Here is a 24,803-nt window from a genome sequence, read left to right as displayed (position 1 = left end):
TCTAAAGTCCCCTGCCGGGGCCGCGGTCGTGCCCGAGACCCGCGGGGCCTGTGCCCGCGGCCTGCTCCGCCTCCGCGAGATACGGGTTGGTGGCACGCTCTTGGCCGATCGTGGTCTGTGGTCCGTGGCCGGGCAGCACCACCGTGTCCGCCGGCAGCGGCAGGCACTTGGCCGCCAGGCTGCGCAGGATGGTCGGGTAGTCGCCGCCTGGAAGATCTGTGCGGCCGATGGAGCCGGCGAAGAGCAGGTCGCCCGAGAACAGCACGTCGGGGATCTCCTCGGTGCTGGGCAACCTGAAGGTCACCGACCCCCTGGTATGGCCGGGGGCGTGGTCGACGGTGAGCTCCAGGCCCGCCAGCCGCAGCACCTCGCCGTCCGTGAGCTCGCGCACGTCGTCCGGCTCGGTGAAGGTCAGTCCCCCGAACAGCTGCTGTTTCGCGGACAGCGACATTCCCTTGCCGGGATCGGACAGCAGCTCGCGGTCTTCGGGATGGATCCACGCGGGGACGTCACGCGCGCCGCAGACCGGGGCGACCGACCACATGTGGTCGAGGTGCCCGTGGGTGACCAGCACCGCGACCGGTTTGAGCCTGTGCTCGCGCAGCAGGTCATCGAGGTCGCCGACGGCGTTCTGGCCGGGATCGACGACCACGCACTCCTCGCCCGCGGCGGGAGCGACGACGTAACAGTTGGTCTGGAAGGACCCTGCGGGAAAGCCGGCGATGAGCATCTGCCTCAGCTGATCTCGTCAAGAATGCGGATGGGAATGTAACCGAAGGGTACCGGTGCGGGTCGGCGGGCTGCGAACCATTACCCATTGGCCGATACGATTCGCCCACCTCATTAAGTACGACTCGGCACTCGGGAGGGCGAAGCGGTGAGCGGCAGGGAGCGCCAAAAGCAGTTGGCGCGCGAGCACTACGAGCGGCAGACGAAGCGACGCATCGAACGTGAGGCCAAGGTCGCCAGGGCCAAGCGCATCGCGCTCATCAGCACCAGTGTGGTCGGTGTGCTGGCCGTGGCGGGTGTGATCGTCGCGACCAGCGTGTTCGGGGGTTCCGACACGACGGCGACCGCCGATCCGGCCCCCTCGGAGACGGCCTCCCCAGAGACGACCTCCGGGGCCGGCGCGCAGCCGACGGCCTTCGACGCGGCCAGTGGCACCTGCGGCTACGTCGCCTCGGAAGGCGGCACGACCAAGAACGTGGGCCTACCTCCGGCGAAGGTCGACAAGACTCCCACGACGATGACCCTGAAGACCAACCAAGGCGACATCGTCATCAAGGTGTCGGCCGACAAGACGCCGTGCACCGTCAACTCCTTCGCCTTCCTGGCGCAGAAGAAGTACTTTGACGGCTCCAAGTGTCATCGGCTGGGCTCCGACCAGTTCCCGATGTTGCAGTGCGGCGACCCGCTGGCCAAGGCCGACGGCAAGAACCCCACTGACGGTCAGGGTGGCCCCGGCTACCGCTTCGTCAACGAGAACCTGGAGGGCGCCAAGTACACGCGCGGCGTCGTGGCCATGGCCAACAGCGGCCCCGACACCAACGGCAGCCAGTTCTTCCTCGTGTACGGCGACGCCCCGCTGACGCCGGACTACACCCCCTTCGGTACGGTCACCAAGGGCCTGGAGATCCTCGACAAGGTGAACAAGGCGGGCGTCATCACCCCGGGATCTGACGGCACCGGGGCACCGAAGGAAACCCTCGAAATCAAAGACGTGACAATGTCCAGCAAGAGCTGACGTAATACATACAAGGGGCGGTAAGTCCCGAAAGGCTGATGAAAGTGCGGGAGGACACGGTGAGCACCGACCCGTGGGGCCGGGTAGACGACGACGGCACCGTCTACGTACGTACGGCTGAGGGAGAACGGGCCGTCGGGTCCTGGCAGGCCGGCGAACCGGAAGAGGCACTCGCCTACTTCCATCGCAAGTTCGACGAGCTGGCCGGGCAGGTCACCCTGCTCGAACAGCGGCTCCGCGGCACTGACCTGCCGCCCGCCCAGGCGGAGGCGACCATTGTCAAGCTCCGCGAAGCGATCACCGACGCGCACGCGGTCGGCGACCTCGACGCGCTGCTGAACCGCCTCAACACCCTCACGGAGCTGGTCGCCCAGCGCCGGGAGGAGGTCAAGGCCGCTCGCGACGTGGCCAGGGCCGAGGCCAAGAGCGTCAAGGAGCGGATCGTCGCCGAGGCCGAGCGCATCGCCGACGACACCACCCACTGGAAGACCGGTGGCGAGCGGCTGCGCCAGCTGATCGAGGAGTGGAAGGCCGCCGAACGCATCGACCGGGTGACCGAGGCGGCGTTATGGAAGCGCCTGTCGGCGGCTCGCACGGCCTTCGCCAAGCGGCGCAAGGCCTACTTCGCGGGGCTGGACGAGCAGCGCGAGGGCGTGCGCTCCACCAAGGAGCGCATCGTGGCCGAGGCCGAGGCGCTGGCCTCGTCCACCGACTGGGGTGCGACCGCGTCGGCCTACCGCGAGCTGATGCAGGAGTGGAAGTCCGCCGGCCGGGCCTCCCGCGAGGTCGAGGACGAGCTCTGGGGCCGTTTCAAGGGCGCCCAGGACCAGTTCTTCCAGGCGCGTTCGGCCGTCTTCGCCGAGCGCGACGCCTCGCTGGCGGCCAACGCCGAGGCCAAGGAGCAACTCCTGACCGAGGCTGAGAAGATCCTCCCGGTCACCGACGCCCGTGCGGCCAGGAGCGTCCTGCGCGGCATCCTGGAGCGCTGGGAGGCCGCGGGCCCGGTCCCGCGCGAGCAGCGCGACCGGCTGGAGGGTGGCCTGCGCAAGATCGACGACGCGGTCCGCAAGGCCGAGGAGACGGAGTGGAAGCGCTCCAACCCCGAGGCACGTGCCCGCGCCCAGAACACGGTCGACCAGCTGCGCAAGTCGATCGCGCAGTTGGAGGGCCGCCTGACCAAAGCCAGGGACGCGGGCAAGGACAAGGACGTCAAGGACACCGAGGAGGCCCTGGCCGCCCGCCGTTCCTGGCTGGAGGAGGCCGAGCGCACGCTCGCCGAGTTCTCCTGACCCCTTTCGCGAGCGGCTGACGCGATCCGAAGGACCGACATGGCCGCGGAGGGCTCCCGTACCGGGGAGCGCCCTCCGCGGCCCTGACGTTCGTGATGGGGCATCGGCGCCGCCCCCGGCTCGGAGAGAATCCGAGGGCGCGCCCGACGCTCAGGAACCGGCGCCGCTGACCCGGTAGACGTCGTAGACGCCCTGGATGTTGCGGACGGCCTTCAGGACGTGGCCCAGATGCTTGGGGTCGCCCATCTCGAAGGTGAACTTGCTGATCGCCACCCTGTCCCTGGACGTCGTCACCGACGCCGACAGGATGTTGACGTGCTGGTCGGAGAGCGTGCGGGTCACGTCGGAGAGCAGGCGTGGCCGGTCGAGTGCCTCGACCTGCAGCGCGACCAGGAACACCGAGTCGTCCGCCGCGGACCAGGCGACCTCGACCAGGCGGTCGGGCTCGGACTTGAGCTGATCCATGTTGGGACAGTTGGTGCGGTGCACCGACACGCCATGCCCGCGGGTGACGAAACCGACGATCTCATCGCCGGGCACTGGAGTGCAGCATCGCGACAGGCGGACCCAGACGTCGGAGTCGCCCGCGACGACCACTCCGGCACCGCCACTGCCCCGGGGACGGCCGCGCAGCTTGGTCGGCACGGAGACCTCGGCGATGTCCTCTTCCGCGCCGTCCACTCCTCCGATGGACGTCACGAGCTTCTGCACGACCGCCTGCGCGGCGATGTGGCCCTCTCCCACGGCCGCGTAGAGCGCGGAGACGTCCGGGTAGCGCAGATCCCTGGCGAGGACCAGGAGGGACTCTCCGGACATCAGGCGCTGCAGCGGCAGGCCCTGCTTGCGCATGGCGCGGCCGATCGCCTCCTTGCCCGCCTCGATCGCGGTCTCGCGGCGCTCCTTGGAGAACCACTGCCGGATCTTGTTACGGGCCCGTCCCGACTTGACGAACTTCAGCCAGTCACGCGAGGGGCCCGCGTCGGGCGACTTGGAGGTGAAGATCTCCACTGTGTCGCCGTTGCCCAGCCGCGACTCCAGGGGCACCAGACGGCCGTTGACCCTGGCTCCGATGCAACGGTGCCCCACCTCGGTGTGCACGGCGTAGGCGAAGTCGACGGGCGTCGCGTTCTCGGGCAGGGCGATGACCTGACCCCGGGGCGTGAAGACGTAGACCTCCGAGACCGACAGGTCGAACCTGAGCGACTCCAGGAACTCCCCCGGGTCGGCGGTCTCCTTCTGCCAGTCGAGGAGCTGACGCAGCCAGGCCATGTCGCTGGCGGGCTTCAGCTTCGCCCCCGGAGGACCGGAGGTGGTCATGTCCTCCTTGTACTTCCAGTGCGCCGCCACACCGTACTCGGCCCTGTGGTGCATCCCGTGGGTGCGGATCTGCAGCTCCACCGGCTTGCCCTCCGGGCCGATGACCGTGGTGTGCAGCGACTGGTACATGTTGAACTTGGGCATCGCGATGTAGTCCTTGAACCGGCCGGGCACCGGGTTCCATCGCGCGTGAATCGTTCCGAGTGCCGCATAGCAGTCGCGGACCGTGTCGACCAGCACCCGGATGCCGACCAGGTCGTAGATGTCGTCGAAGGCGACGTCCCTGGCGATCATCTTCTGGTAGACGGAGTAGTAGTGCTTGGGGCGGCCCTTGACGGCCGCGCGGATCTTGGCGTCGCGCAGGTCGCCGGAGACCTTCTCGATGACCTCCTGCAGGAACAGGTCCCTGCGCGGGGCCCGCTCCGAGACCATCCGGGCGATCTCGTCGTAGCGCTTGGGGTAGAGCATGGCGAACGCGAGGTCCTCCAGCTCCCACTTGATGGTGTTCATGCCCAGCCGGTGGGCGAGCGGCGCGAAGATCTCCAGCGTCTCGCGGGACTTCTGGTGCCGCTTGTGCTCGGGCAGGTAGCGCATGGTGCGCATGTTGTGCAGCCGGTCGGCGAGCTTGATCACCAGCACCCGGATGTCCCGGGACATCGCCACGACCATCTTGCGTACGGTCTCGGCCTCGGCCGCGGCGCCGAACTTGACCTTGTCGAGCTTGGTGACGCCGTCGACCAGCAGTGCGATGTTGTCGCCGAAGTCCGAGCGCAGCTCGTCCAGGCCGTAGGCGGTGTCCTCGACGGTGTCGTGCAGCAGCGCGGCGCACAGCGTCTCGTCGTCGGTGCCGAGCTCGGCCAGGATCGTCGCCACCGCCAGCGGATGGGTGATGTACGGGTCACCGCTTTTGCGCTTCTGGTCGCGGTGATGATAAGCCGCCACGTCGTAGGCGCGCTCGATGAGCCGCAGATCCGCCTTCGGGTGGGTAGCACGGACCGTACGGAACAGCGGCTCCAGAACCGGATTCATGCCGCCACCCCATTGCCCCCCAAAACGTGCGAGCCTTCGCCTTACCGCCGGCTTCTCCTCGGCGGCTCCGGACATGGCGGAACCGGCGTCGCCTGCTGGGACGGCCATTTCGGGACCGCCACCGTTGGCGGTCGTGTCGGGGACGACCACATCACGGGGCACTCAGACTCCTCACGTTCGAGTCCAGATCCCTCAGTGTATCCAGACGGGGTTGTGTGCTTTTGTCCGCGGGGTCGATCAAACGACGACGAGGGAGTGCAACTCGACGTCCGTCAGGCGCTCGCGCCCCTTGAGGAAGGACAGCTCCATGAGCACGGCGAGGCCGACGACCTCGGCACCCGCCTCGCGGACCAGCTCCACCGCCGCGCGCGCCGTCCCTCCCGTGGCGAGCACGTCGTCGACGATGAGAACGCGCTCTCCGGGGATGAAGGCGTCCCGGTGAACCTCGATGATGGCGGAGCCGTACTCCAGATCGTAGGACGCCTCAAGCGTCTCAGCGGGCAGTTTGCCTTTCTTCCGTACCGGGACGAAGCCCGCGCCCGCCTGGCAGGCGACCGGGGCGGCCAGGATGAACCCCCGCGCCTCGATTCCAACGATCTTGTCCACCTCGTACAGCCCGGCGAGCGCCCTGGTCACCGCGCCGAACGCCACCGGGTCGGCGAGAAGCGGCGTGATGTCCTTGAACATCACCCCGGGCTGCGGGTAGTCGGGCACGTCACGGATGCGATCGAGGATCAGCCTGCTCAGCTCGGTCATGGTCGGCACTCCTTGGGGAGGGGGAAGGAAAACGCCTCCGCCCCCTGGGCAGGGGCGGAGGCGCGAACTGCTCGGAGCTTACTTCTTCTTGCGTTTGTCGCTACCGGCCGTGGCCCCGTTGGCCACGTTGGCGGCACCGTTGGCGGTCCCGTTGGACGCTCCGGCGGTGACCGGCTGACGCGTCGTCCTGCCCCCGGAGCCACCCCCGTGGGCGGAGAGCCTGCGGGCGATCGTCTGGTAGCGCGGCTCGCGCTCCTTCAGCGTGACCAGCAGTGGCGTCGCGACGCACAGCGAGGAGTAGGTGCCGACGATCATGCCGACGAACAGGGCCAGCGACAGGTCCTTCAGGGTACCGGCGCCGAACAGCGTGGTGCCGATGAAGAGAATCGCCGCGACCGGCAGGATCGCCACCAGGGTGGTGTTCAGCGACCGGATCAGCGTGTGGTTCAGCGCGTTGTTGGCGGCCTCGGTGTAGGTCATCTTGGAGGTCGTGCCGAGCTTGGCGGTGACCTCCTTGATCATGTCGAAGACGACGACGGCGTCGTACAGCGAGTATCCGAGGATCGTCAGGAAGCCCAGCAGGGTCGCCGGGGTGACCTCGAAGCCGGACCAGGCGTAGACACCGGCGGTGATCACCAGGTCGTGCAGCAGCGCCACGACGGCCGACAGCGCCATCTTCCACTCGAAGGCCATCGTCAGGTACAGGATGATCGCCAGCATGAAGACGATCAGTCCGATGACCGCCTTGTTGGCCACCTGGCCGCCCCACGAGGCACCGATCACCTGCAGGTTGACCTCGTTCTGCGGCAGCTTGAACTCGCCCGCCACCGCCTTCTGGACCGCGGTGACCTGCTCGGCCGGGAGGCTCTCCGTGGTGACCCGCCAGCCGCTCTGGGTCGTCTGCGCGATGACCTGGTGCACACCGGCTTCGGAGAACGTGTCACGCACCTGCTCGATGTTGACGGATGCCGGGGCCTTGAAGGAGAAGACGGACCCGCCCTTGAACTCCACGCCCAGGTTGAGGCCGTTGAAGATCAGACCGGCGATGGAGATCACCAGCAGGACTGCGGAGAGGCCGTACCAGAGCTTCCTGCGGCCGACGAAGTCGACGTTGACCTCGCCCCGGTACAACCGGCGCGCGATGCCGGACATCAGGCCTCCTGCGGAGCGGACTTGGGAGCGGTGACGGTCTCGCTCATGCGCTCGGCGTCGAGACCGGAGAGCTTGTGACCCTTGGCGAAGAACTTCAGCCTCGCCAGCATCGCGACGAACGGCTTGGTGAACATGAACACCACCGCGATGTCGATGAGCGTGGTCAGGCCCATCGCGAAGGCGAACCCGGCCACACCGCCGACCGCCAGGAAGTACAGCACCACGGCGGCGATGAACATGACGGCGTCCGCGATGAGGATCGTCCGCCGGGCCCGGATCCAGGCGACCTCGATCGCCGTGCGCAGCGAGCGGCGGCCTTCCTTCATCTCGTCACGGATACGTTCGAAGTAGACGATGAACGAGTCCGCGGTGATACCGATCGAGACGATCAGGCCGATGATGTGCGGCAGCGAGAGCCGGAAGCCGGCGAACGCGCCGAGCAACACCACCGACTGGTAGGTCACGAGCGTCGCCACCAGAAGGCTCAGCACCGAGACGACGCCCAGGCCCCGGTAGTAGAGCATCGAGTAGATCACGACCAGCAGCAGGCCGATCGCGCCCGCGATGAGGCCGCCGCGCAGCTGGTCGGCGCCCAGGGTGGAGGAGACCTCGTCGATGGAGCTCTTCTCGAACTTCAGCGGGAGTGCGCCGTACTTGAGCTGGTTGGCCAGTTCGTCGGCGCTCGCCTGGGTGAAGTTACCGGAGATCTGCGCACGGCCGCCGGTGATCGGCTCCTGGATGACGGGCGCGGAGATGACCATGCCGTCGAGGACCATGGCGATCTGGTTGCGGGGGGCCTGCGAGTTGAAGGCGGTGGTGGTGACCTTCGACCACTGGTCGGGGCCCTGGCCCTTGAAGGAGAGCTGGACAAGCCACTCCCCGGTGGTCTGGTCGACGCCCGAGGACGCGCTGTCGATCGAGGTGCCGGTCACGGCCGCCTTGTCGAGGACGAACTTGGTGCTGCCGTCGGTGCTGCAGCCCACGTACTGCTTGTCCGGCGCGTCCTGTGCCCCTCGGTTCGTCTGCTTGGCGCAGTCGAGCGTCTGGAACTCCTTGAGGGCCGCCGGGTCGATCCCGGTGGGGTCGACGCCCGCCATGGGGTCGTCGGCCGCCATCGGCGGGGCCGTCGGCGCGGTGGTGCCGCCACCCGGCTTGGCAGACTGGTCACCGGGTTGAGCAGGCTCCGTAGAGGACTCGGGGCTGGCTTTTGGACTTGGTTTGAGCAGCCCCGACGACAGGGCGCGCCCGGCGGGCGAGGTGCTCGCGCCGGGGGCGGCCGTCGTGGCCGGCTTCGGCACCGTGGACTCGGTGGGCCTGGGCGCCCTGGTTCCCTTGCCCCCGGAGGTGGTGGGGGAGGGGGATGGCGTCGGCGCCTGGGTAGCCAGCTCCCCGGGGGGCGGAGGTGATCCGGCCCCGATCGCCAGCACCTGGCGGAACCGCAGTTCCGCAGTGGTGCCGACCAGCTTGACGACTTCCTCCTGGCCAACTCCGGGGACGGAGATGACGATGTTGTCACCGGACTTGGCGACCTCGGCGTCGGAGATGCCGCTGCCGTTCACCCGCTCGCGGATGATGTTCACCGCCAGATCGAGACTCTCCTGGGAGGGAGCGCTTCCGTTCGGGGTGATGGGCTGCAGCGTCACTGTCGTGCCGCCGGCGAGGTCGAGGCCATATTCCGGGGTGTACGCCTTGTTGAGGAGCATCACCCCTCCCATGGCGAGAATGATCGCCAGAAGCAGCAGGAGCATACGCCCCGGTTTGCTCTGGCCGCTGGTCGGTCGGGCCACTGGTCGACTTTCGGTTATAGGGGATTGGTGGTGAACCTATTCACAGTTTCTTGCTCGTCGAGTCGCGCTCTTCGCTCTGCTGCTCGGCGGTCTCCGCGACATCGTGGTCGGCGGCCTTGACATCCTCCTCCACATCGTCGACGGGAACCAGGACGCGGCCGATCGCCGCCTTCACCCAGCGGGTCTCCACACCGGGGGCGATCTCCAGGATCACGTCGTCGGCGTCGATGGCCACCACGGTCCCGAAAAGACCCGTCGTGGTCATGACACCGGTGCCCGGCGCGAGGCTGTTCTGCATCTTGGCCTGCTCCTGCTGCCGCTTGCGCTGCGGTCGGATCAGCAGGAAGTAGAAAACCACGACCATGAGAGCGATCATGATCAGACTTGAATAGTTGCCGCCCACAGGGCCGCTCCCTCTCTTGAGAATGACCGGCGTGAAACCGGACGTCATATACGACCATGCCGCTCAGCACGTCAGCCTACACAGCCAGCCAAGGCTCGGAGTTTAGGCGAGTTGTTAGAAGCACGGCAACGAGGTCACGATCCGGCACGCAGGGAAGTTCCCATTTCGATACAGTTGTCATCTATCTGTGATCAAGCTTGTACGTCTCCCCTACCGATCCACAACGCTAGATTTGCTCAGCATCATCCCCAAGATCGATGAGGAGCGAGGCGCCGAAGGCGTCCGGCGGGGGCACCAGCCCCAGATGGATCCAGGCCGCGGCGGTCGCGACCCGGCCACGGGGGGTGCGGGCCAGCAGGCCCTGCCGCACCAGGAACGGCTCGGCGACCACCTCGACCGTCTCCGGCTCCTCCCCCACCGCGACCGCCAGCGTCGACAGCCCCACCGGGCCGCCACCGAACTTGCGCAGCAGCGCTCCGAGCACCGCCCGGTCGAGCCTGTCGAGCCCCTCGGCGTCGACCTCGTAGAGATTGAGCGCGGCGGAGGCGACGTCCCTGGTGATGACGCCTTCCGCGCGCACCTCGGCGAAGTCGCGGACCCTGCGCAGCAGACGGTTGGCGATACGGGGCGTGCCCCGCGAGCGGCCGGCGATCTCGGTGGCGGCGTCGCCCGGCAGCGTCACGCCCAGCAGGCGCGAGGAGCGGTGCAGCACCTCCTCCAGTTCGGCGACCCCGTAGAAGTCCATGTGTGCGACGAAGCCGAAGCGGTCACGCAGCGGCGCGGGGAGCATGCCGGCCCTGGTGGTGGCCCCGACCAGGGTGAACGGGGCGATCTCCAGCGGGATCGCGGTCGCCCCCGGCCCCTTGCCCACCACGATGTCGACGCGGAAGTCCTCCATCGCGAGGTAGAGCATCTCCTCGGCGGGCCTGGCCATGCGGTGGATCTCGTCGATGAACAGGACCTCGCCCGCCGAGAGGGTCGACAGGATCGCCGCGAGGTCGCCGGCCCGCTCAAGCGCGGGCCCCGAGGTGATCCGGAGCGGCACGGAGAGCTCGGTCGCAATGATCATGGAGAGAGTCGTCTTGCCCAGCCCGGGACCGCCGCTCATCAGCACGTGGTCCGGCGGCCGGTTGCGCCGCAGCGCGCTCTGCAGCACCAGGGACAGTTGCTCGCGCACCCGTGCCTGACCGATGAACTCCTCAAGCCGCTTGGGCCGCAGCGCCGCCTCGATGTTCCTCTCGTCGCCCTCGACGTCCGGCGACACCAGATCCCGTTCGAAACTCACGCCGCCCCACCTCTGCTCACCGTACGGCGGAGGCGCCCGCGCCCCTGCCGCCGAGCCTTCGCCGTCGAGCCTCTCATCGCGTGCTCAGCGCGCTGAGTGCCGCCTTGAGCAGCGCCGCCACCTGCGGGGTGCGGCCCTCGGCCAGTTCGGCGTCGGCCCGGGGCTCGACGGCGGCGACCGCCTCGTCCGCGTCCCGCGCCGAGTAACCCAGGCCGACCAGGCCGGAGTGGACCTGATCGCGCCAGACGGGCGCGGCGGCGCGGCCGTTGAGCGCGGCGTTGACCGCCTCCTCAGGCGTGCCGAGTTTGCCCTTGAGATCGACGATGATCCGCTGGGCGCCCTTCGGGCCCACCCCGGGGACCCTCGTCAGCGCCTTGACGTCGGCGGTGGCCACGGCCACCCTGAGCGCGTTGGGGGTGTGTACGGCCAGCATCGCCAGGGCGACCTTGGGGCCGACCCCGTTGGCCGTCTGCAGCATCTCGAAGATCCCTCGCTCGTCGTCGGTGGCGAAGCCGAACAGCGTCAGCGACTCCTCGCGGACCACCAGCGAGGTGGCCAGCCGGGCCTCCTCGCCTGTTCTGAGCGTCGCCAGCGTGCCCGGCGTGCAGTGCACGAGCACTCCCACCCCGCCCACCTCGACGACCGCCCCGTCCGGGGCGATCACGGTCACCTGTCCTCGCACCGAGGCGATCACTTCGTGGTTCCTCTCGGGTATCCGGCCCTGCCCCGGCCGCGGAAGTAGGCCGCGGCGGTCGTGCCGGGGCCGCTCGCGGCCTTCGCCGCGGCCTCGGCCAGCCTGCTCTGGGCTCCGCCCCGCCACACGTGGCAGATCGCGAGGGCGAGCGCGTCGGCGGCGTCGGCGGGCTTGGGCATGGCGTCCAGCCGCAGCAGTCGGGTCACCATCGTGCCGACCTGCTGCTTGTCGGCCGTGCCGCTGCCGGTGATCGCCGCCTTGACCTCGGACGGCGTGTGCAGGGCGACCGGCAGCCCCCTGCGGGAGGCGCACAGGATCGCCACGGCGGAGGCCTGCGCGGTGCCCATCACGGTCCTGAGGTTGTGCTGGGCGAAAACCCGCTCCACGGCCACCGCGTCGGGTTCGAGCTCGTCGAGCCACTGCTCTATGCCGGCCTCGATCGCCACCAGCCGGGCGCCGATCTCGTCGTCGGCGGGGGTGCGGACCACCCCGACCTTGACCAGGCTCAGCGGCGCACCCGGCCTCCCCTCGACGGCGCCGAGCCCGCATCGGGTAAGCCCGGGATCGACCCCCATGACCCGCAGTTCGGGCAATCGCACCGGCACGCCTCCGCTCGCCGAACACCTGTTCGGTGCCAGACTCTACCGCGTGAGAGCAGGCCGCGCACGGCCCTCGAAAGGAGCGTGGCGGGGCCCCACGGGTCCTTTGCGGCCCGACGCGGATTTTCCCTGGGGGCCGTGCTCACAGGTGCTGGGAGGAGGGCTCGGCGTTCCGCGCGCGTCCCGCCCTGTCACGCAGCCGGTCCAGACGGTTCATCACCGGCGTGGCCGAGACGCCGTGCACGACCAAGGAGGCCAGTACGGTGAAGGCGATCACCGCCCAGAGCTCCGCCGCGGGCACGCCGAAGTCGGCCTGGCCCAGGGCGTAGGCGAGGTAGAACAGCGAGCCGATGCCGCGGATGCCGAAGAACGCCGTGGCGACGCGCTCACGCGGCCCGGCCTGGCCGCCCAGCTCTGCGAGCCATCCGGTCAGCGGCCGGATGACCAGCAGGAGCAGCAGGCCGACGGCGGCGCCGCGCCAGGTGAGCGCGGCCAGGCCACCCGTCGCGACGAAACCGCCGAGCAGCACGATCAGCCAGGCGGTGAACAGCCGTTCGACCTGCTCGATGAACCCGTGCAGCACTCCGTTGTAGCCGTGGCTGCGCTCGGCGGCCCTGATGGTGCAGGCGGTCACGAACACCGCGATGAAGCCGTACCCGTGGACCAGCTCGGTGAGGCCGTAGGCCAAAAACGTCGCGGCCAGCGCCACGAAGCCGTCGCGGTGCTCGGCCAGCCGCAGGTCGGAGACACGGGCGCGGAAGAACAGCCGCCCCAGCCCCTTACCGATCAGCAGACCGCACACCACGCCCGCCCCGCAACGGTAGAGCAGGTCGACCAGCGCCCACTCGCCGATCCAGCCGGTGCCCGAGCTGAGGGCCAGCGCGATCGCCGCGTACACCAGGGGGAAGGCCAGGCCGTCGTTGAGGCCCGCCTCGGAGGTAAGGGCGAAGCGGACCTCGTCGTCGTCCTGCTCCGAGTCGACGGGTTCCCCGACCTGCACGTCCGAGGCGAGTACGGGGTCGGTGGGCGCGAGCACCGCGCCCATCAGGAACGCTGCCGCCGGCGGCCAGCCGAGCAGAACGGCGGCGCCGGCCACGCCCAACACGGTCAGCGGGAGGGTCACCCCCAGCAGGCGCCAGGTCGAGGACCAGCCGCGGAGTCCGAAGGGCCGGTTGACGGCCAGCCCCGCCCCCATGAGTGAGACCAGCACGCAGAGCTCGGCGGCGTGCTCGATGAGCGCCCGATGGACCACCGGATCGGGTTCCGGCAGCCGTAGGGGAAGGACGTACAGGAGGACGCCGCCCAGCAGGCACGCCAGGGGGAGCGAGAAGGGAAGACGGTTGAGCAACCGTGGCAGGGTGGCCGCGAACAGAGCGGCGATGCCCGCCACGGCGTAGATCAGATCAGGATTTCCCATTGTCCACGAGATCTGCCCTGGAGCACACGGGTAAATCTCATGGACACCACAAGATCACACTGGATCTCCGGCCGTCACGCTTCGAGCTTCTCCATGACCTCGTCGGAGACGTCGAAGTTGGCCCAGACGTTCTGCACGTCGTCACTGTCCTCAAGGGCGTCGATCAGCCTGAAGACCTTGCGGGCGCCGTCCTCGTCGAGCGGGACGTTCATCGTCGGCATGAAGCTCGACTCGGCCGAGTCGTAGTCGATCCCGGCCTCCTGCAGGGCCTTGCGGACCGGGACGAGGTCGGTGGCCTCGGAGACCACCTCGAACTGGTCGCCCAGGTCGTTGACCTCCTCGGCGCCCGCGTCGAGGACCGCGGTCAGCACGTCGTCCTCACCCAGCTCGCCCTTGGGGACGAGCACGACGCCCTTGCGGTTGAACATGTAGGACACCGAGCCCGGGTCGGCCAGCGAGCCGCCGTTGCGGGTCAGCGCGACACGGACCTCGGAGGCCGCACGGTTGCGATTGTCGGTGAGGCACTCGATCAGCACCGCGATGCCGCCGGGGGCGTAGCCCTCGTACATGATGGTCTGCCAGTCGGCGCCGCCGGCCTCCAGGCCGCCGCCGCGCTTGCGGGCGCGCTCGATGTTGTCGATCGGAACCGAGCTCTTGCGCGCCTTGGTGATGGCGTCGTACAGCGTCGGGTTGCCGTCCGGATCGGGGCCGCCCGTCCGTGCCGCGACCTCGATGTTCTTGATGAGCTTGGCGAACAGCTTGCCGCGCTTGGAGTCAAGCGCCGCCTTCTTGTGCTTCGTCGTCGCCCATTTGGAGTGGCCGGACATCCCCTAGAGCTCCCTCACCATCTCAGTGAAATATGAATGCACACCGACATCCCCGGTGATCTCCGGGTGGAAGGATGTGGCGAGCAGCGGTCCTTGACGGACCGCGACGATCCTATCTCCAGGTTCGGCCAACGCCAGCACTTCGACCCCCGAACCCACGGATTCCACCCAGGGTGCGCGAATGAAGACCGCCCGCATGGCACCACGGCCGGCGAAGTCGATGTCGGCCTCGAAGGAGTCGACCTGGCGGCCGAAGGCGTTGCGCCGGACGACCATGTCGATGCCGCCGATCGTCTGCTGGCCCTCGATGCCGCCCTCGATCCGGTCCGCCAACATGATCATGCCGGCACAGGAGCCGTAGGCGGGCATGCCGGCCTTGATCCGCATCCGGAGCGGTTCGAGCAGTTCGAAGATCTCGGCGAGCTTCCACATCGTGGTGGACTCGCCGCCCGGGATGACGAGGCCGTCGACCGCCTCCAGTTCGTGAGGGCGCCGTACGGCGACCGCTCTGGCGCCCACCGCCTCCAGCGCGCGCACGTGCTCGCGCACGTCGCCCTGGAGCGCGAACACGCCGATCGTCGGGACGATGGTCACCAATGGTCCTTCCCCTGGAAAAGAAACGTCCCTTTCAGGGTATGGCCACCTCTAGGATCACCCCAAACTGGTTCATGGCCAGCCCTGGGCCTTCCCGAACGGCCCTTCTACCGCCAAAGAGGCGGCCTCCGTCAAGGAGGCCGCCTCTCTGCCGGTTTCCCTGAGTTCCGCTACCAGCCGCGCTCGGCCAGCCGGTGCGGGGCCGGGATGTCGTCGACGTTGATGCCGACCATGGCCTCGCCCAGGCCGCGGGAGACCTTCGCGATGACGTCGGGGTCGTCGTGGAAGGTGGTGGCCTTGACGATCGCGGCGGCGCGCTCGGCGGGGTTGCCGGACTTGAAGATGCCCGAGCCGACGAACACGCCCTCGGCGCCGAGCTGCATCATCATCGCGGCGTCGGCCGGGGTGGCGATGCCGCCGGCGGTGAACAGCACGACCGGCAGCTTGCCGGTCTTGGCGACCTCTGCGACCAGCTCGTACGGCGCCTGGAGCTCCTTGGCCGCGACATAGAGCTCGTCGGCGGGCAGCGAGGTCAGGCGCTTGATCTCACCCCTGATCTTGCGCATGTGGGTGGTGGCGTTGGAGACGTCGCCGGTGCCCGCCTCGCCCTTGGAGCGGATCATCGCCGCGCCCTCGGTGATACGGCGCAGCGCCTCGCCCAGGTTGGTCGCGCCACAGACGAAGGGCACCGTGAACTGCCACTTGTCGATGTGGTTGGCGTAGTCGGCCGGGGTGAGCACCTCGGACTCGTCGATGTAGTCGACGCCAAGCGACTGGAGCACCCGGGCCTCGACGAAGTGACCGATGCGGGCCTTGGCCATGACCGGGATCGAGACGGCGGCGATGATGCCGTCGATCATGTCGGGGTCGCTCATCCTGGAGACGCCGCCCTGGGCGCGGATGTCGGCGGGTACCCGTTCGAGGGCCATGACGGCCACGGCACCGGCGTCCTCGGCGATCTTGGCCTGCTCGGCGTTGACGACGTCCATGATGACGCCGCCCTTGAGCATCTCTGCCATGCCGCGCTTGACCCGGGCGGTTCCGGTGACGGTGGTATCGCTGACTTCGGGCGTGCTGCTGGACACGGTCTCTACCTCACGACGGCTGCGGATCACGGGCCGCCCGCGCTGGACGGCCACTACGCTTCCATCGTAGGCGCTGGGCAGGATGCCCCCTACACGCCGTCTTGTCGTTCTTAGAAGATCCTCTTGAACATCATGTAGCACTTGCGCGTCAGGGAATGACGGGTTTGGCGGAGGCCAGCGCGATCCAGACCTGACCGGGGGCGAAGTTCATCGGCTCACCCGCCTCCGTGGTGAAGACGGTGCCGTCCTTCTCCGTCTCCCGTGACCAGCGGGCCTTGAACGCCTGCCCGTCGCGGAGCACGATCGCCCTGCCCTTGCCCGTGCTGTGCACCAGCGGCGTGTAGCTCTGGTTCTTGTCGTGAAACTCCGAGCGCTCCGTCTTGGTGTACTGCACGACGATCGTGGGCGCGCCGAGCTGGCCGCCCTCGGCCGCCATGTCCTTCTTGCCGTCCTGCCAGATCAGCCACTTACCCGCCGTCTGCGACCAGGCGAAGGTGAAACGGGCCGCCGGGTACTTCACGCTGTACGCCTTACGCGGCACGCCGCCCTCGGGGGCGTCGCCGAAGGTGAGTCCGATGTCCTTGGCCCTGCTCGCCTTGGGCGCCTCGGTCAGCAGTTGCCTGGTGTTGGCGAACAGGTTGTAGGGGGCGAAGCGTCCTTCCTGCCGGAAGTAGGCGCCCGGCGCCCGGCTGTCGGAGACGTCGAACAGCGACGCCTCGGCGATGAGGGGGAGCATCTTGGTCTGCGCGCCCGAGTAGGCGAAGGCGGGCCTGCCGAACTGCGGAACGATGTGCAGGTCGGAGATGCGGGCGCTGCGAACTGGGCCGATCTTGGCCGGGATCTTCGAGGAGAAGATCGCCATCAGCCGGGTCAGGCCCGCCTCGACCTGCTCGATGTAGACGATGTCCGCGCTTTTGAGGCCGAGCTGCGGCTTGCCCGCCGCGGTGTTCTCGATCTTCGCCGCGAGCACCGGCCTGCGGGCCGCGCCCGGCAGTCCGGTGAAGGGGTGCGTCGGCTCGGGCGTGGGGGTCGGAGCCGCACTCGGCTCACCGGCCACCGGGTTGCCCGCCGGCGCGGGTTCGTCGGAGGAGCAGGCCGCGACCGGCGCGAGGACCGCGACTCCCGCCAGCGTGACGGCGATCATCCGAGAAACCCGCACGATTCATCTCCTCAAGTCAGCCACTTAGCCACTCAGCCATAAACCGCCAAGAGCCTACCGGTGTCCAACTTGTCAGCTACTCCAGTTTATGTGCGGCTTATTCGGCGGCCAGGGCCTTCGGCGGCGCATCGTCGATCTCGAAGAAGCCCGGATACTCGGTATGCCCGGCCAGCCGCAGTGTGCGGGCCAGCCAGCGGCGCTGCGCCGCGCGGGTCACGCCCACCGCGTTGTTGTAGAACCGGCGGGAGTAGAGGACCTTGGCCACCGCGGCCCCCAGTTCCTCAAGCAGGTCGGAACCTGCCGCGGTGTCGGCCAGCCGGTCGCCGAAGCGCTCCTGGTCGACGACGGCTCGCAGGGTGCGCGACAGGTCGCTCTCGGCGTGCTCACGCTCCTCGGGTCCCGCCGTACGGGCCTCGTGGGCGGCCGCGGCCAGCACCAGGCTCGTCGCCGGGTCCAGCAGCCGGGAGGCGGCCAGCTCCAGGCTGACGGCGGTCCGCCGCACCAGGGCGGCGTCCAGGGACTCACGGGCCAGCTCCAGCCGGATGTGCAGCCGGTCGAGCCTGCCCGCCCGCCAGGAGATGTAGACGGCGCAGAGCACCACGATGGCGCCCACCACCAGGATCAACGTGGTCGTCACAGCGTGTCGTTCCCCTCGGCCAAGGACCTGCTCGCCACCGTGCCCTCGTCGTTCCCCGCACCCTCGGCGTCCTCGGCGTCCTCCTCGACCCCGGCCGGGCTCGCCACCGTCTCGTAGACCCGCAGGACGTCACGGGCGACCGTCGACCAGTCGTACTTCTGCACGGCGGCGCGGGCCTCCTGTGACAGCGTGGCCCGGCGCACGGGGTCGTCGAGCAGTTCGGCGGCCCGGCGGGCGAGCGAGGTGGCGTTGCCCGTCTCGAACAGCGCTCCCGCCTGGCCGTCGTCGAGCACCTTGCGGAAGGCCGGGATGTCGCTCGCCAGGATCGCCGCGCCGGCCGACATCGCCTCGGTCAGCACGATGCCGAAGCTCTCACCCCCCAGGTTGGGCGCGCAGAAGACGTCGACCGTGTGGTAGGCACGCACCTTGTCCTCCTCGCTGACCATGCCGAGCAGGCCGATCCGGTCGTGGAGGGCGGCCGGTATACGCTCCAGCACCTCGGCGGCGTCACCCGGCCCGGCCAGGAGCAGTCGCAGCGCCGGCCGCTCGGCGGCCAGCAGGACGAACGCCTCCAGCAACACCGGCAGGCCCTTACGCGGCTCGTCCATCCTGCCGAGAAAACCGATCACCTCGCCCTGATCCCAGCCGGGCAGCGGCTCACCCTCGGCGTAGCGGCCGACCGTCACCCCGTTGGGGATGAGCACGGCGTCGCCGCCCATGAACTCGACCAGGGTCTTCCTGGCCGCGTCGGACACGGCGATCCGGCCGGTGATCTTCTCCAGCGCGCTCATCAGCACCGAGGCCGTGACCGAGAGGGACCGGGAGTTACCGTACGAGGCGTGGAAGGTGGCCACGATCGGCCCCCTGGCCACCCAGCAGGCGAGCAGTCCCAGCGAGGGAATGGCCGGCTCGTGCACGTGCAGCACGTCGAAGGCGCCCTCGCGCACCCAGCGGCGCACCCGGTTCGCCGACAGGAACCCGAACGACAGCCTGGCCACCGACCCGTTGAAGGGCACCGGAACCGCGCGGCCCGCCGAGGTCACGTACGGGGGCAGCGGGGCGTTGTCCGCGGCGGGGGCGATCACCGAGACGTGGTGGCCCTCCTCCATGAGGGCCTCCGTGAGATCGCGGATGTGCACCTGGACTCCGCCCGGCACGTCCCACGTGTAGGGGCAGACGATGCCGATCCTCATTTCCTGGGCTCCAGGTCCTCGAGCCAGAGGCGCTGGAGCATGTGCCAGTCCTCGGGGTGCTCGGCGATGCCCTTCTCGAAGACGCCCGCGAGGCTCTGCATGACGACGGCCACCTTCTCCTTCCTGGTGCCCTCGGCCGGGATCGCGATCTCCTCGTGGAACTGCAGGCCCCAGCCGGTCCCCTCGAAGTAGGGGATGGCCGGGATGAGGGCGGCCCCGGTGTGCACGGCCAGCAGGCCGGGACCGGCGGGCATCCGGGTGGACGAGCCGAAGAACTGCACCTCGACACCGTTCGCGGTCAGGTCCCGCTCGGCGGGCAGGGCGACCGGGAGCCCGGCACGCAGGCGCTGCGCCAGGGTGCCGAAGGTGTGACCGTCACCACCGGTGAGCGGCAGCACCTCCATGCCCAGCCCCTCACGGAAGGCGGTGTAGCGATGGAACAGCGACTCGGGTTTGAGCCGCTCGGCGACCGTGGTGAAGGGATGCCCCGTCCCGGCGAACCAGGCGCCCGCCTGGTCCCAGTTGCCCATGTGCGGCAGGGCGAGGACCACGCCGCGCCCCGCGGCGAGGTTGTCGTAGACGGGTTCCACCCCGATCACGCGCATCCGGGAGACGAGTTCGGCGACGGGGATCGAGGGCAGCCGGAAGACCTCGTGGAAGTAGCGGAAGTAGGAGCGCATGCCGTCGCGGCTGAGCTCCCGGATCGCCGGGTCGCCGGGCGAGGTGCCCTTGACCCTGGCGAGGTTGGCCTCCAGCCTGAGCACCGACTTTCCCCGGCGCTTCCACAGCCGGTCGGCGGCGGCGCGGAAGGCCCAGGCGGTGAGCCGCTCAGGCAGGCGGGGCACGATCGTCCATCCGGCGCCGAACGCGGCCGCGACGAGACGGTCCTGGGGGGAGGGGTTGTCTGTCATCGATTTTCCGATTTCCGATCAGCGGAGGGGCCGGGGCGAGGTGGGGACGGCCTGCCGGCGCACGTGCAGCAGGCGCTGGCCGACCGTGACCGCGCTGGCCGCGGCGAGCAGCCAGAGCCCCGCGGCCAGGATGTACGGCACGCCGAGGCCGCCGAGGCCGGCTGAGACCAGGCCCACCACCAGGCGCTCCGGCCGCTCGGCGAGACCGACGTCGCACGTCATGCCCAGCGCCTCCGCCCTGGCCTTGACGTAGGACACCACCGCTCCGGCGACGAGGCAGAACAGCGCGACCCCCGCCAGCGTCCGCTGATCGCTCACGATGAACCAGAACACCAGCCCGGAGAAGATTCCCGCGTCGCCGACCCTGTCGAGCGTGGAGTCGAGGAAGGCGCCCCAGGTACTTCCCGCGCCCGTCATCCTGGCCATGACCCCGTCGAGGAGGTCGGCCAGCACGAAGAAGGTGATCACCACTGTGCCCACGAACAGCTGGCCCCGGGGGTAGAAGAACAGCGCGGCGGCGACGGTGCCGAGCGTGCCCACGGCGGTGATCACGTTGGGGCTGATCCCGCGACGGGTGAGTGCCCTGCCCAGCGGGGTCAAGACTCGGGTGACGGCGGGGCGCAGAAGTTTCAGCATCGCGCTCCGATCGTAGGCCACCCGGCCTGCGAGCGCGCATCGGCGAGCCGTGTGGCAGGGCGTTGCCGGTACGGCGGGAGCTCTCCGGAGGAGGATCGGACACTTAGCGATCAGACTTCCCTCTCGCAAGAGGATCGCCTCACCCCTCTTGTGATATTCGCCACATGGGTATTTGGTGAACACACCGCGTCCGTGCGGTGTATGGACGCGGCAGCGGATCGGCGAGGGTGTGGTCCCACCAGGCCGCGCCCCTTCGGCAACGACGCGGGAGGCGATGTGGCGGAGAGAGCAACCGGCGGAACAGCGGGAGCCGCGGGGAGGGCACCCACGGTCGATCAGCCGGACAAGATAAGAAACGTCGCGCTGGTCGGCCATTCCGGTGCAGGGAAGACAACGCTCGTGGAGGCGCTGCTGGCCGCGACCAAGACCGTCCAGCGTCCCGGCCGGGTCGAGGACGGCACGACGGCCAGCGACTTCGACGAGGTCGAGGTGCGCCAGCAGCGCTCGGTGAACCTCACCGTGGCCCCCGTGATCCATAACGACATCAAAATCAACCTGCTGGACACACCCGGCTACGCCGACTTCGCCGGCGACCTGCGCGCCGGGTTGCGCGCGGCCGACGCGGCGCTGTTCGTCGTCTCGGCCGTCGAGGGCGTGGACGGCCTGACCAGGATGCTCTGGGAGGAGTGCGCGGCGGTCGGGATGCCCCGCGCGGTCGTGATCACCAAGATCGACCACCAGCGGGCGAACTTCGAGGACGTCCTCGCCGCCTGCCAGGAGGCCTTCGGCGACGGCGTCTCGCCGCTGTACCTGCCGGTGGTGACCAACGGCAAGGTGAACGGCCTGATCGGGCTGCTGAGCCAGAAGTTCTACAACTACGCGACCGGCACCAGGACGGAGAACTCCCCGGGCCCGGCCTACGCCGACCAGATCGAGATCTACCGGGGCACCCTGATCGAGGGCGTCATCCAGGAGAGCGAGGACGAGTCCCTGATGGACCGTTACCTCTCCGGCGAGGAGATCGACACCAAGGCCCTCATCGGGGACCTGGAGAAGGCCGTCGCGCGCGGCGGCTTCTACCCTGTGCTGGCCGCGGGGACCGGCGTGGGCGCGCTGGAGGTCCTGGAGCTCATCACCCAGGGCTTCCCCTCGCCGCCTGAGCACCCGATGCCGGAGATCACCTCGATCGACGGCCGGCCCGTCGCCGGCATCACCTGTGACCCCGACGGACCGCTGGTCGCGGAGATCGTCAAGACGACCAGCGATCCGTACGTGGGCCGGATCAGTCTGGTGCGGGTCTTCTCCGGCACGCTGCGCCCCGACATGACGGTGCACGTCTCGGGGCACGGCCTGGCCGACCGCGGGCACGAGGACCACGATGTGGACGAGCGCATCGGAGCGCTCTCCTCGCCGCTGGGCAAGCTCCAGCGGACGACCGCCAAGTGCGTGGCCGGAGACATCGCGGCGGTGGCCAAACTGTCGCGCGCGGAGACCGGCGACACCCTGTCGGACCGGGAGAACCCACTGGTGATGAAGGCCTGGACGATGCCGGAGCCACTGCTGCCGGTGGCGATCCAGCCCAAGTCCAAGGCGGATGACGACAAGCTGAGCCAGGCGCTGCAGCGGCTGGTCGCCGAGGACCCGACACTCCGGCTGGAGAACAACCCCGAGACCCGCCAGCTCGTGCTGTGGTGCATGGGCGAGGCCCACACCGACGTGCTGCTGGAGCGGCTGAGCAAGCGGCACGGCGTGGAGGTGGAGAAGATCGAGCTGCGGGTGCCGCTCAGGGAGACCTTCGGCGGCCGCTGCCAGGCCCTGGGCCGCAACGTCAAGCAGACCGGCGGCCACGGCCAGTTCGCCGTCTGCCACCTGGAGGTCGAGCCCCTGCCGTCCGGTGGCGGCTTCGAGTTCGTGGACAAGATCGTCGGCGGCGTGGTGCCGCGCCAGTTCATCCCCTCGGTGGAGAAGGGCGTACGCACCCAGATGCAGCGCGGGGTCCTCGCCGGCTACCCCATGGTGGACGTGCGGGTGACGCTGTACGACGGCAAGGCCCACTCGGTCGACTCCTCCGACATGGCCTTCCAGATCGCCGGGGCGCTCGCGCTGAAGGAGGCCGCGACCAAGGTGCCCACCCTGCTGCTCGAACCTGTCGACGAGGTGTCCGTGCTGGTCTCCGACGAGCACGTGGGCGCGGTGATGTCCGACCTTTCCTCACGCAGGGGCCGCGTGCTCGGCACGGAGCCGGTGGGCGTGGGACGTACCCTGGTCAGGGCCGAGGTGCCCGAGCTGGAGATCACCCGGTACTCGATCGATCTGAGATCGATGTCACACGGCACGGGGACGTTCCAGCGGGTCTTCCTGCGCTACGAGCCGCTCCCGTCACATCTGGTGGAGAAGGTCACCGGCTGACCGGGCGATGAGGCGTGTGCCCGGCGGCACGCCGCCACCAGGTGGACGCACCCCATCGGACACACGCCTCCCAGTGCGCACTTGCATAACAAAGTAATCACGAAACGATTTCTTTTTTCCGGTCAGAGCACACCGGTCCAGGTGCCAGACTTGGGAACCATGCGAAACGGACGCCCTCTTCTGGCCGCTGCCGCCCTCGCCGTTCTGACCACGGGTGCCGCATACACCTTCGGCCCCGACACCGCGCCGACCCGGCCCAAGGCCGCCAAGAGCTCGGCGGTCTCGGCCGAAACGGCAGGTGCGACGACCTCCGCCTCGGCACAGTGCCCGGTGGATGTGAGATACCCCAAGCGGCAGCTGCGCGGGGTGTGGATCGCCACGGTCAAGAACATCGACTGGCCCTCGCGGACCGGCCTGTCCGCCGCCCGGCAGCAGGCGGAGTACGTCAGGATCCTCGACAACGCGGTCAAGCGGCGGCTCAACGCGGTGTTCGTCCAGGTCCGCCCGGCCTCCGACGCGCTGTACAGGTCGAACCTGGAGCCGTGGTCGCAGTATCTGACCGGCACCGCGGGCAAGGACCCCGGTTGGGACCCGCTGCCCTTCCTCGTCGCCGAGGCCCATCGGCGCGGCCTGGAGTTCCATGCGTGGTTCAACCCCTACCGCGCCTCCTCCGACGGCGACCTGTCCAGGCTGCCCGCGAACCACCCCGCCCGGGTCCACCCCGGCTGGATCGTCAAACACGGCGACCAGGCCTACTACAACCCCGGCCTGCCCGAGGTCCGCGACCACGTCACCAAGGTCGTCAAGGACGTGGTGACCCGCTACGACGTCGACGGGGTCCACTTCGACGACTACTTCTACCCCTACCCGTCGGGGAACGCGAGGTTCGCCGACGACGCCGCCTTCGCCAAGTACGGCAAGGGCGCCAAGCTCGCCGACTGGCGTCGCGCCAACGTCAACAAGCTGATCGCGCAGGTCGACAAGGCGGTGCACGAGGTCAGGGGCAGCGTGAAGTTCGGCGTCAGCCCGTTCGGGATCTGGCGCAACAAGTCCGAGGATCCCACCGGCTCGGCCACCGGCGGCATGTCGGCGTACGACTCCATCTACGCCGACGCCCGCCACTGGATCCGCAAGGGCACCGTCGACTACGTCATCCCGCAGCTCTACTGGCCGCGCGACTTCAGGGCCGCCGACTACGACGTGCTGATGCCTTGGTGGGCGAACGAGGTCAAGGGCACCGACGTACACCTCTACATCGGCCAGGCCCTGTACCGGGTCGGCGCCACCGACACCCCCGCCTGGACCAGGCCCGGCGAGCTGCCCTCCCACCTCACCCGGAATCGCAAGCACAAGCAGGTCTCCGGCGACGTCTACTTCAACGCCAAGCAGCTGTCCACCAACCCCCTGGGCGTGCTGGACCGCATCGTCAAGAGCCACTACCCGCGTCCGGCACTGCTGCCGCTGATCAAGGACCTCGGCGGGCGGTCCCTGCCCGCGCCCGCGGACCTGCGGCTCCAGGGCACCTCGCTCAGCTGGAAGAGCTCCCCGGAGGCCCGCTCGTACGCGGTCTACCGGATCGCCTCCGGCAAGCCGGGTGAGTGCGCCACCGCCGACGCCCGCAACCTGGTCGCGGTCGTGCCCGCGGTGGACGGCGACCGCCAGACCTTCACCACGGCGGGCGGCGGTACCTACCTGGTCACCGCCCTGGACCGCCTGCAGAACGAGAGCGTCCCCACCGGGACCTGATCCCCCCCTGGAAACGCCCACGCCCGCACGGACACGTGTCCGTGCGGGCGTGGGCGTGGGCGTGGACGTGTCCGGAGACGGGCAAGACGAGGCGATGAGCGCCCCGGTACCCCCGCGGCCTGCCTCCGGATTCG

At 69.1% G+C, this 24,803-nt stretch carries 22 protein-coding genes; 4 read left to right on the top strand and 18 right to left on the bottom strand.

Annotated features, from left to right (window positions below; all coding sequences use genetic code 11):
* Window position 1: 1 nt before the first annotated feature.
* Window positions 2-730: an MBL fold metallo-hydrolase gene (locus IG98_RS0130645; protein ID WP_030920005.1), complete on the bottom strand. Its 729-nt coding sequence runs from the start codon at window positions 728-730 to the stop codon at window positions 2-4.
* Window positions 731-877: 147 nt separating this feature from the next.
* Here IG98_RS0130645 and IG98_RS0130640 point away from each other — a divergent pair, with 147 nt between their 5' ends.
* Window positions 878-1,744 carry a peptidylprolyl isomerase gene (locus tag IG98_RS0130640; protein WP_030920002.1) on the top strand — a complete coding sequence of 289 codons (867 nt, stop codon included), beginning with the start codon at window positions 878-880 and terminating at the stop codon, window positions 1,742-1,744.
* Window positions 1,745-1,803: 59 nt separating this feature from the next.
* Window positions 1,804-3,033, top strand: coding sequence for a DUF349 domain-containing protein (locus tag IG98_RS0130635; protein WP_030919998.1), 1,230 nt, complete (start codon window positions 1,804-1,806; stop codon window positions 3,031-3,033).
* Window positions 3,034-3,183: 150 nt separating this feature from the next.
* Here the strand turns inward: IG98_RS0130635 and IG98_RS0130630 are convergent, their stop codons facing one another.
* From IG98_RS0130630 to pgsA, 17 genes are all read right to left on the bottom strand, one after another.
* Complete coding sequence (locus IG98_RS0130630; RefSeq protein WP_157594604.1) at window positions 3,184-5,379, bottom strand: RelA/SpoT family protein; 2,196 nt, start codon at window positions 5,377-5,379, stop codon at window positions 3,184-3,186.
* 237 nt (window positions 5,380-5,616) lie between these two features.
* Complete coding sequence (locus IG98_RS0130625) at window positions 5,617-6,135, bottom strand: adenine phosphoribosyltransferase (protein ID WP_030919992.1); 519 nt, start codon at window positions 6,133-6,135, stop codon at window positions 5,617-5,619.
* 78 nt (window positions 6,136-6,213) lie between these two features.
* Window positions 6,214-7,287, bottom strand: coding sequence for a protein translocase subunit SecF (secF, locus tag IG98_RS0130620; RefSeq protein ID WP_030919989.1), 1,074 nt, complete (start codon window positions 7,285-7,287; stop codon window positions 6,214-6,216).
* Entirely contained in the window at window positions 7,287-9,035 is a 1,749-nt protein-coding gene (gene secD / locus IG98_RS0130615; RefSeq protein ID WP_037971675.1) for a protein translocase subunit SecD, read from the bottom strand. The genes secF and secD overlap by 1 nt, the downstream gene beginning before the upstream one ends.
* A 79-nt stretch (window positions 9,036-9,114) precedes the next feature.
* Complete coding sequence (gene yajC, locus IG98_RS0130610; RefSeq protein ID WP_051753196.1) at window positions 9,115-9,450, bottom strand: preprotein translocase subunit YajC; 336 nt, start codon at window positions 9,448-9,450, stop codon at window positions 9,115-9,117.
* A gap of 253 nt (window positions 9,451-9,703) precedes the next feature.
* Complete coding sequence (gene ruvB, locus IG98_RS0130605) at window positions 9,704-10,762, bottom strand: Holliday junction branch migration DNA helicase RuvB (protein WP_030919979.1); 1,059 nt, start codon at window positions 10,760-10,762, stop codon at window positions 9,704-9,706.
* A gap of 73 nt (window positions 10,763-10,835) precedes the next feature.
* Complete coding sequence (gene ruvA, locus IG98_RS0130600) at window positions 10,836-11,456, bottom strand: Holliday junction branch migration protein RuvA (protein WP_030919977.1); 621 nt, start codon at window positions 11,454-11,456, stop codon at window positions 10,836-10,838.
* The gene (gene ruvC, locus IG98_RS0130595) at window positions 11,453-12,040 is read right to left on the bottom strand and encodes a crossover junction endodeoxyribonuclease RuvC (protein ID WP_037971696.1); all 588 of its coding nucleotides are present in this window, start codon (window positions 12,038-12,040) and stop codon (window positions 11,453-11,455) included. Before ruvC ends, ruvA begins: the two co-directional genes overlap by 4 nt.
* A gap of 157 nt (window positions 12,041-12,197) precedes the next feature.
* On the bottom strand, window positions 12,198-13,472 hold the full coding sequence (locus IG98_RS0130590; protein WP_037971673.1) for a cation:proton antiporter: 1,275 nt from the start codon (window positions 13,470-13,472) through the stop codon (window positions 12,198-12,200).
* 74 nt (window positions 13,473-13,546) lie between these two features.
* Complete coding sequence (locus IG98_RS0130585) at window positions 13,547-14,299, bottom strand: YebC/PmpR family DNA-binding transcriptional regulator (RefSeq protein WP_030919969.1); 753 nt, start codon at window positions 14,297-14,299, stop codon at window positions 13,547-13,549.
* Between the two features lie 3 nt (window positions 14,300-14,302).
* Window positions 14,303-14,893, bottom strand: a complete 591-nt coding sequence (gene pdxT / locus IG98_RS0130580) for a pyridoxal 5'-phosphate synthase glutaminase subunit PdxT (protein ID WP_037971695.1) — start codon at window positions 14,891-14,893, stop codon at window positions 14,303-14,305.
* A gap of 170 nt (window positions 14,894-15,063) precedes the next feature.
* Window positions 15,064-15,978 carry a pyridoxal 5'-phosphate synthase lyase subunit PdxS gene (pdxS, locus tag IG98_RS0130575; protein ID WP_030919964.1) on the bottom strand — a complete coding sequence of 305 codons (915 nt, stop codon included), beginning with the start codon at window positions 15,976-15,978 and terminating at the stop codon, window positions 15,064-15,066.
* 148 nt (window positions 15,979-16,126) lie between these two features.
* A complete protein-coding gene (locus IG98_RS0130570; RefSeq protein ID WP_245651781.1) occupies window positions 16,127-17,137 on the bottom strand; it encodes a DUF3048 domain-containing protein in 1,011 nt (336 codons plus the stop codon).
* Between the two features lie 97 nt (window positions 17,138-17,234).
* On the bottom strand, window positions 17,235-17,774 hold the full coding sequence (locus IG98_RS0130565) for a hypothetical protein (RefSeq protein ID WP_030919960.1): 540 nt from the start codon (window positions 17,772-17,774) through the stop codon (window positions 17,235-17,237).
* Window positions 17,771-18,967 carry a glycosyltransferase family 4 protein gene (locus tag IG98_RS0130560; protein WP_084195770.1) on the bottom strand — a complete coding sequence of 399 codons (1,197 nt, stop codon included), beginning with the start codon at window positions 18,965-18,967 and terminating at the stop codon, window positions 17,771-17,773. Before IG98_RS0130560 ends, IG98_RS0130565 begins: the two co-directional genes overlap by 4 nt.
* Entirely contained in the window at window positions 18,964-19,878 is a 915-nt protein-coding gene (locus tag IG98_RS0130555; RefSeq protein WP_030919956.1) for a phosphatidylinositol mannoside acyltransferase, read from the bottom strand. Before IG98_RS0130555 ends, IG98_RS0130560 begins: the two co-directional genes overlap by 4 nt.
* 18 nt (window positions 19,879-19,896) lie before the next feature.
* Window positions 19,897-20,514, bottom strand: coding sequence for a phosphatidylinositol phosphate synthase (gene pgsA / locus IG98_RS0130550; protein WP_030919955.1), 618 nt, complete (start codon window positions 20,512-20,514; stop codon window positions 19,897-19,899).
* A 276-nt stretch (window positions 20,515-20,790) separates the two neighbouring features.
* Between pgsA and IG98_RS0130545 the strand changes: the two genes are divergently transcribed.
* Both IG98_RS0130545 and IG98_RS0130540 read left to right on the top strand, forming a co-directional pair.
* Window positions 20,791-22,923, top strand: coding sequence for an elongation factor G-like protein EF-G2 (locus tag IG98_RS0130545; protein ID WP_030919952.1), 2,133 nt, complete (start codon window positions 20,791-20,793; stop codon window positions 22,921-22,923).
* A gap of 159 nt (window positions 22,924-23,082) precedes the next feature.
* Window positions 23,083-24,669, top strand: a complete 1,587-nt coding sequence (locus IG98_RS0130540; RefSeq protein WP_037971671.1) for a glycoside hydrolase family 10-like protein — start codon at window positions 23,083-23,085, stop codon at window positions 24,667-24,669.
* Window positions 24,670-24,803 lie beyond the last annotated feature (134 nt).

Source organism: Streptosporangium amethystogenes (genome assembly GCF_000721075.1).
GTDB lineage: Bacteria > Actinomycetota > Actinomycetes > Streptosporangiales > Streptosporangiaceae > Streptosporangium > Streptosporangium amethystogenes.
Note: the sequence above shows the minus strand (reverse complement) of the source record. Positions and strands in the feature narration are given on the sequence as shown.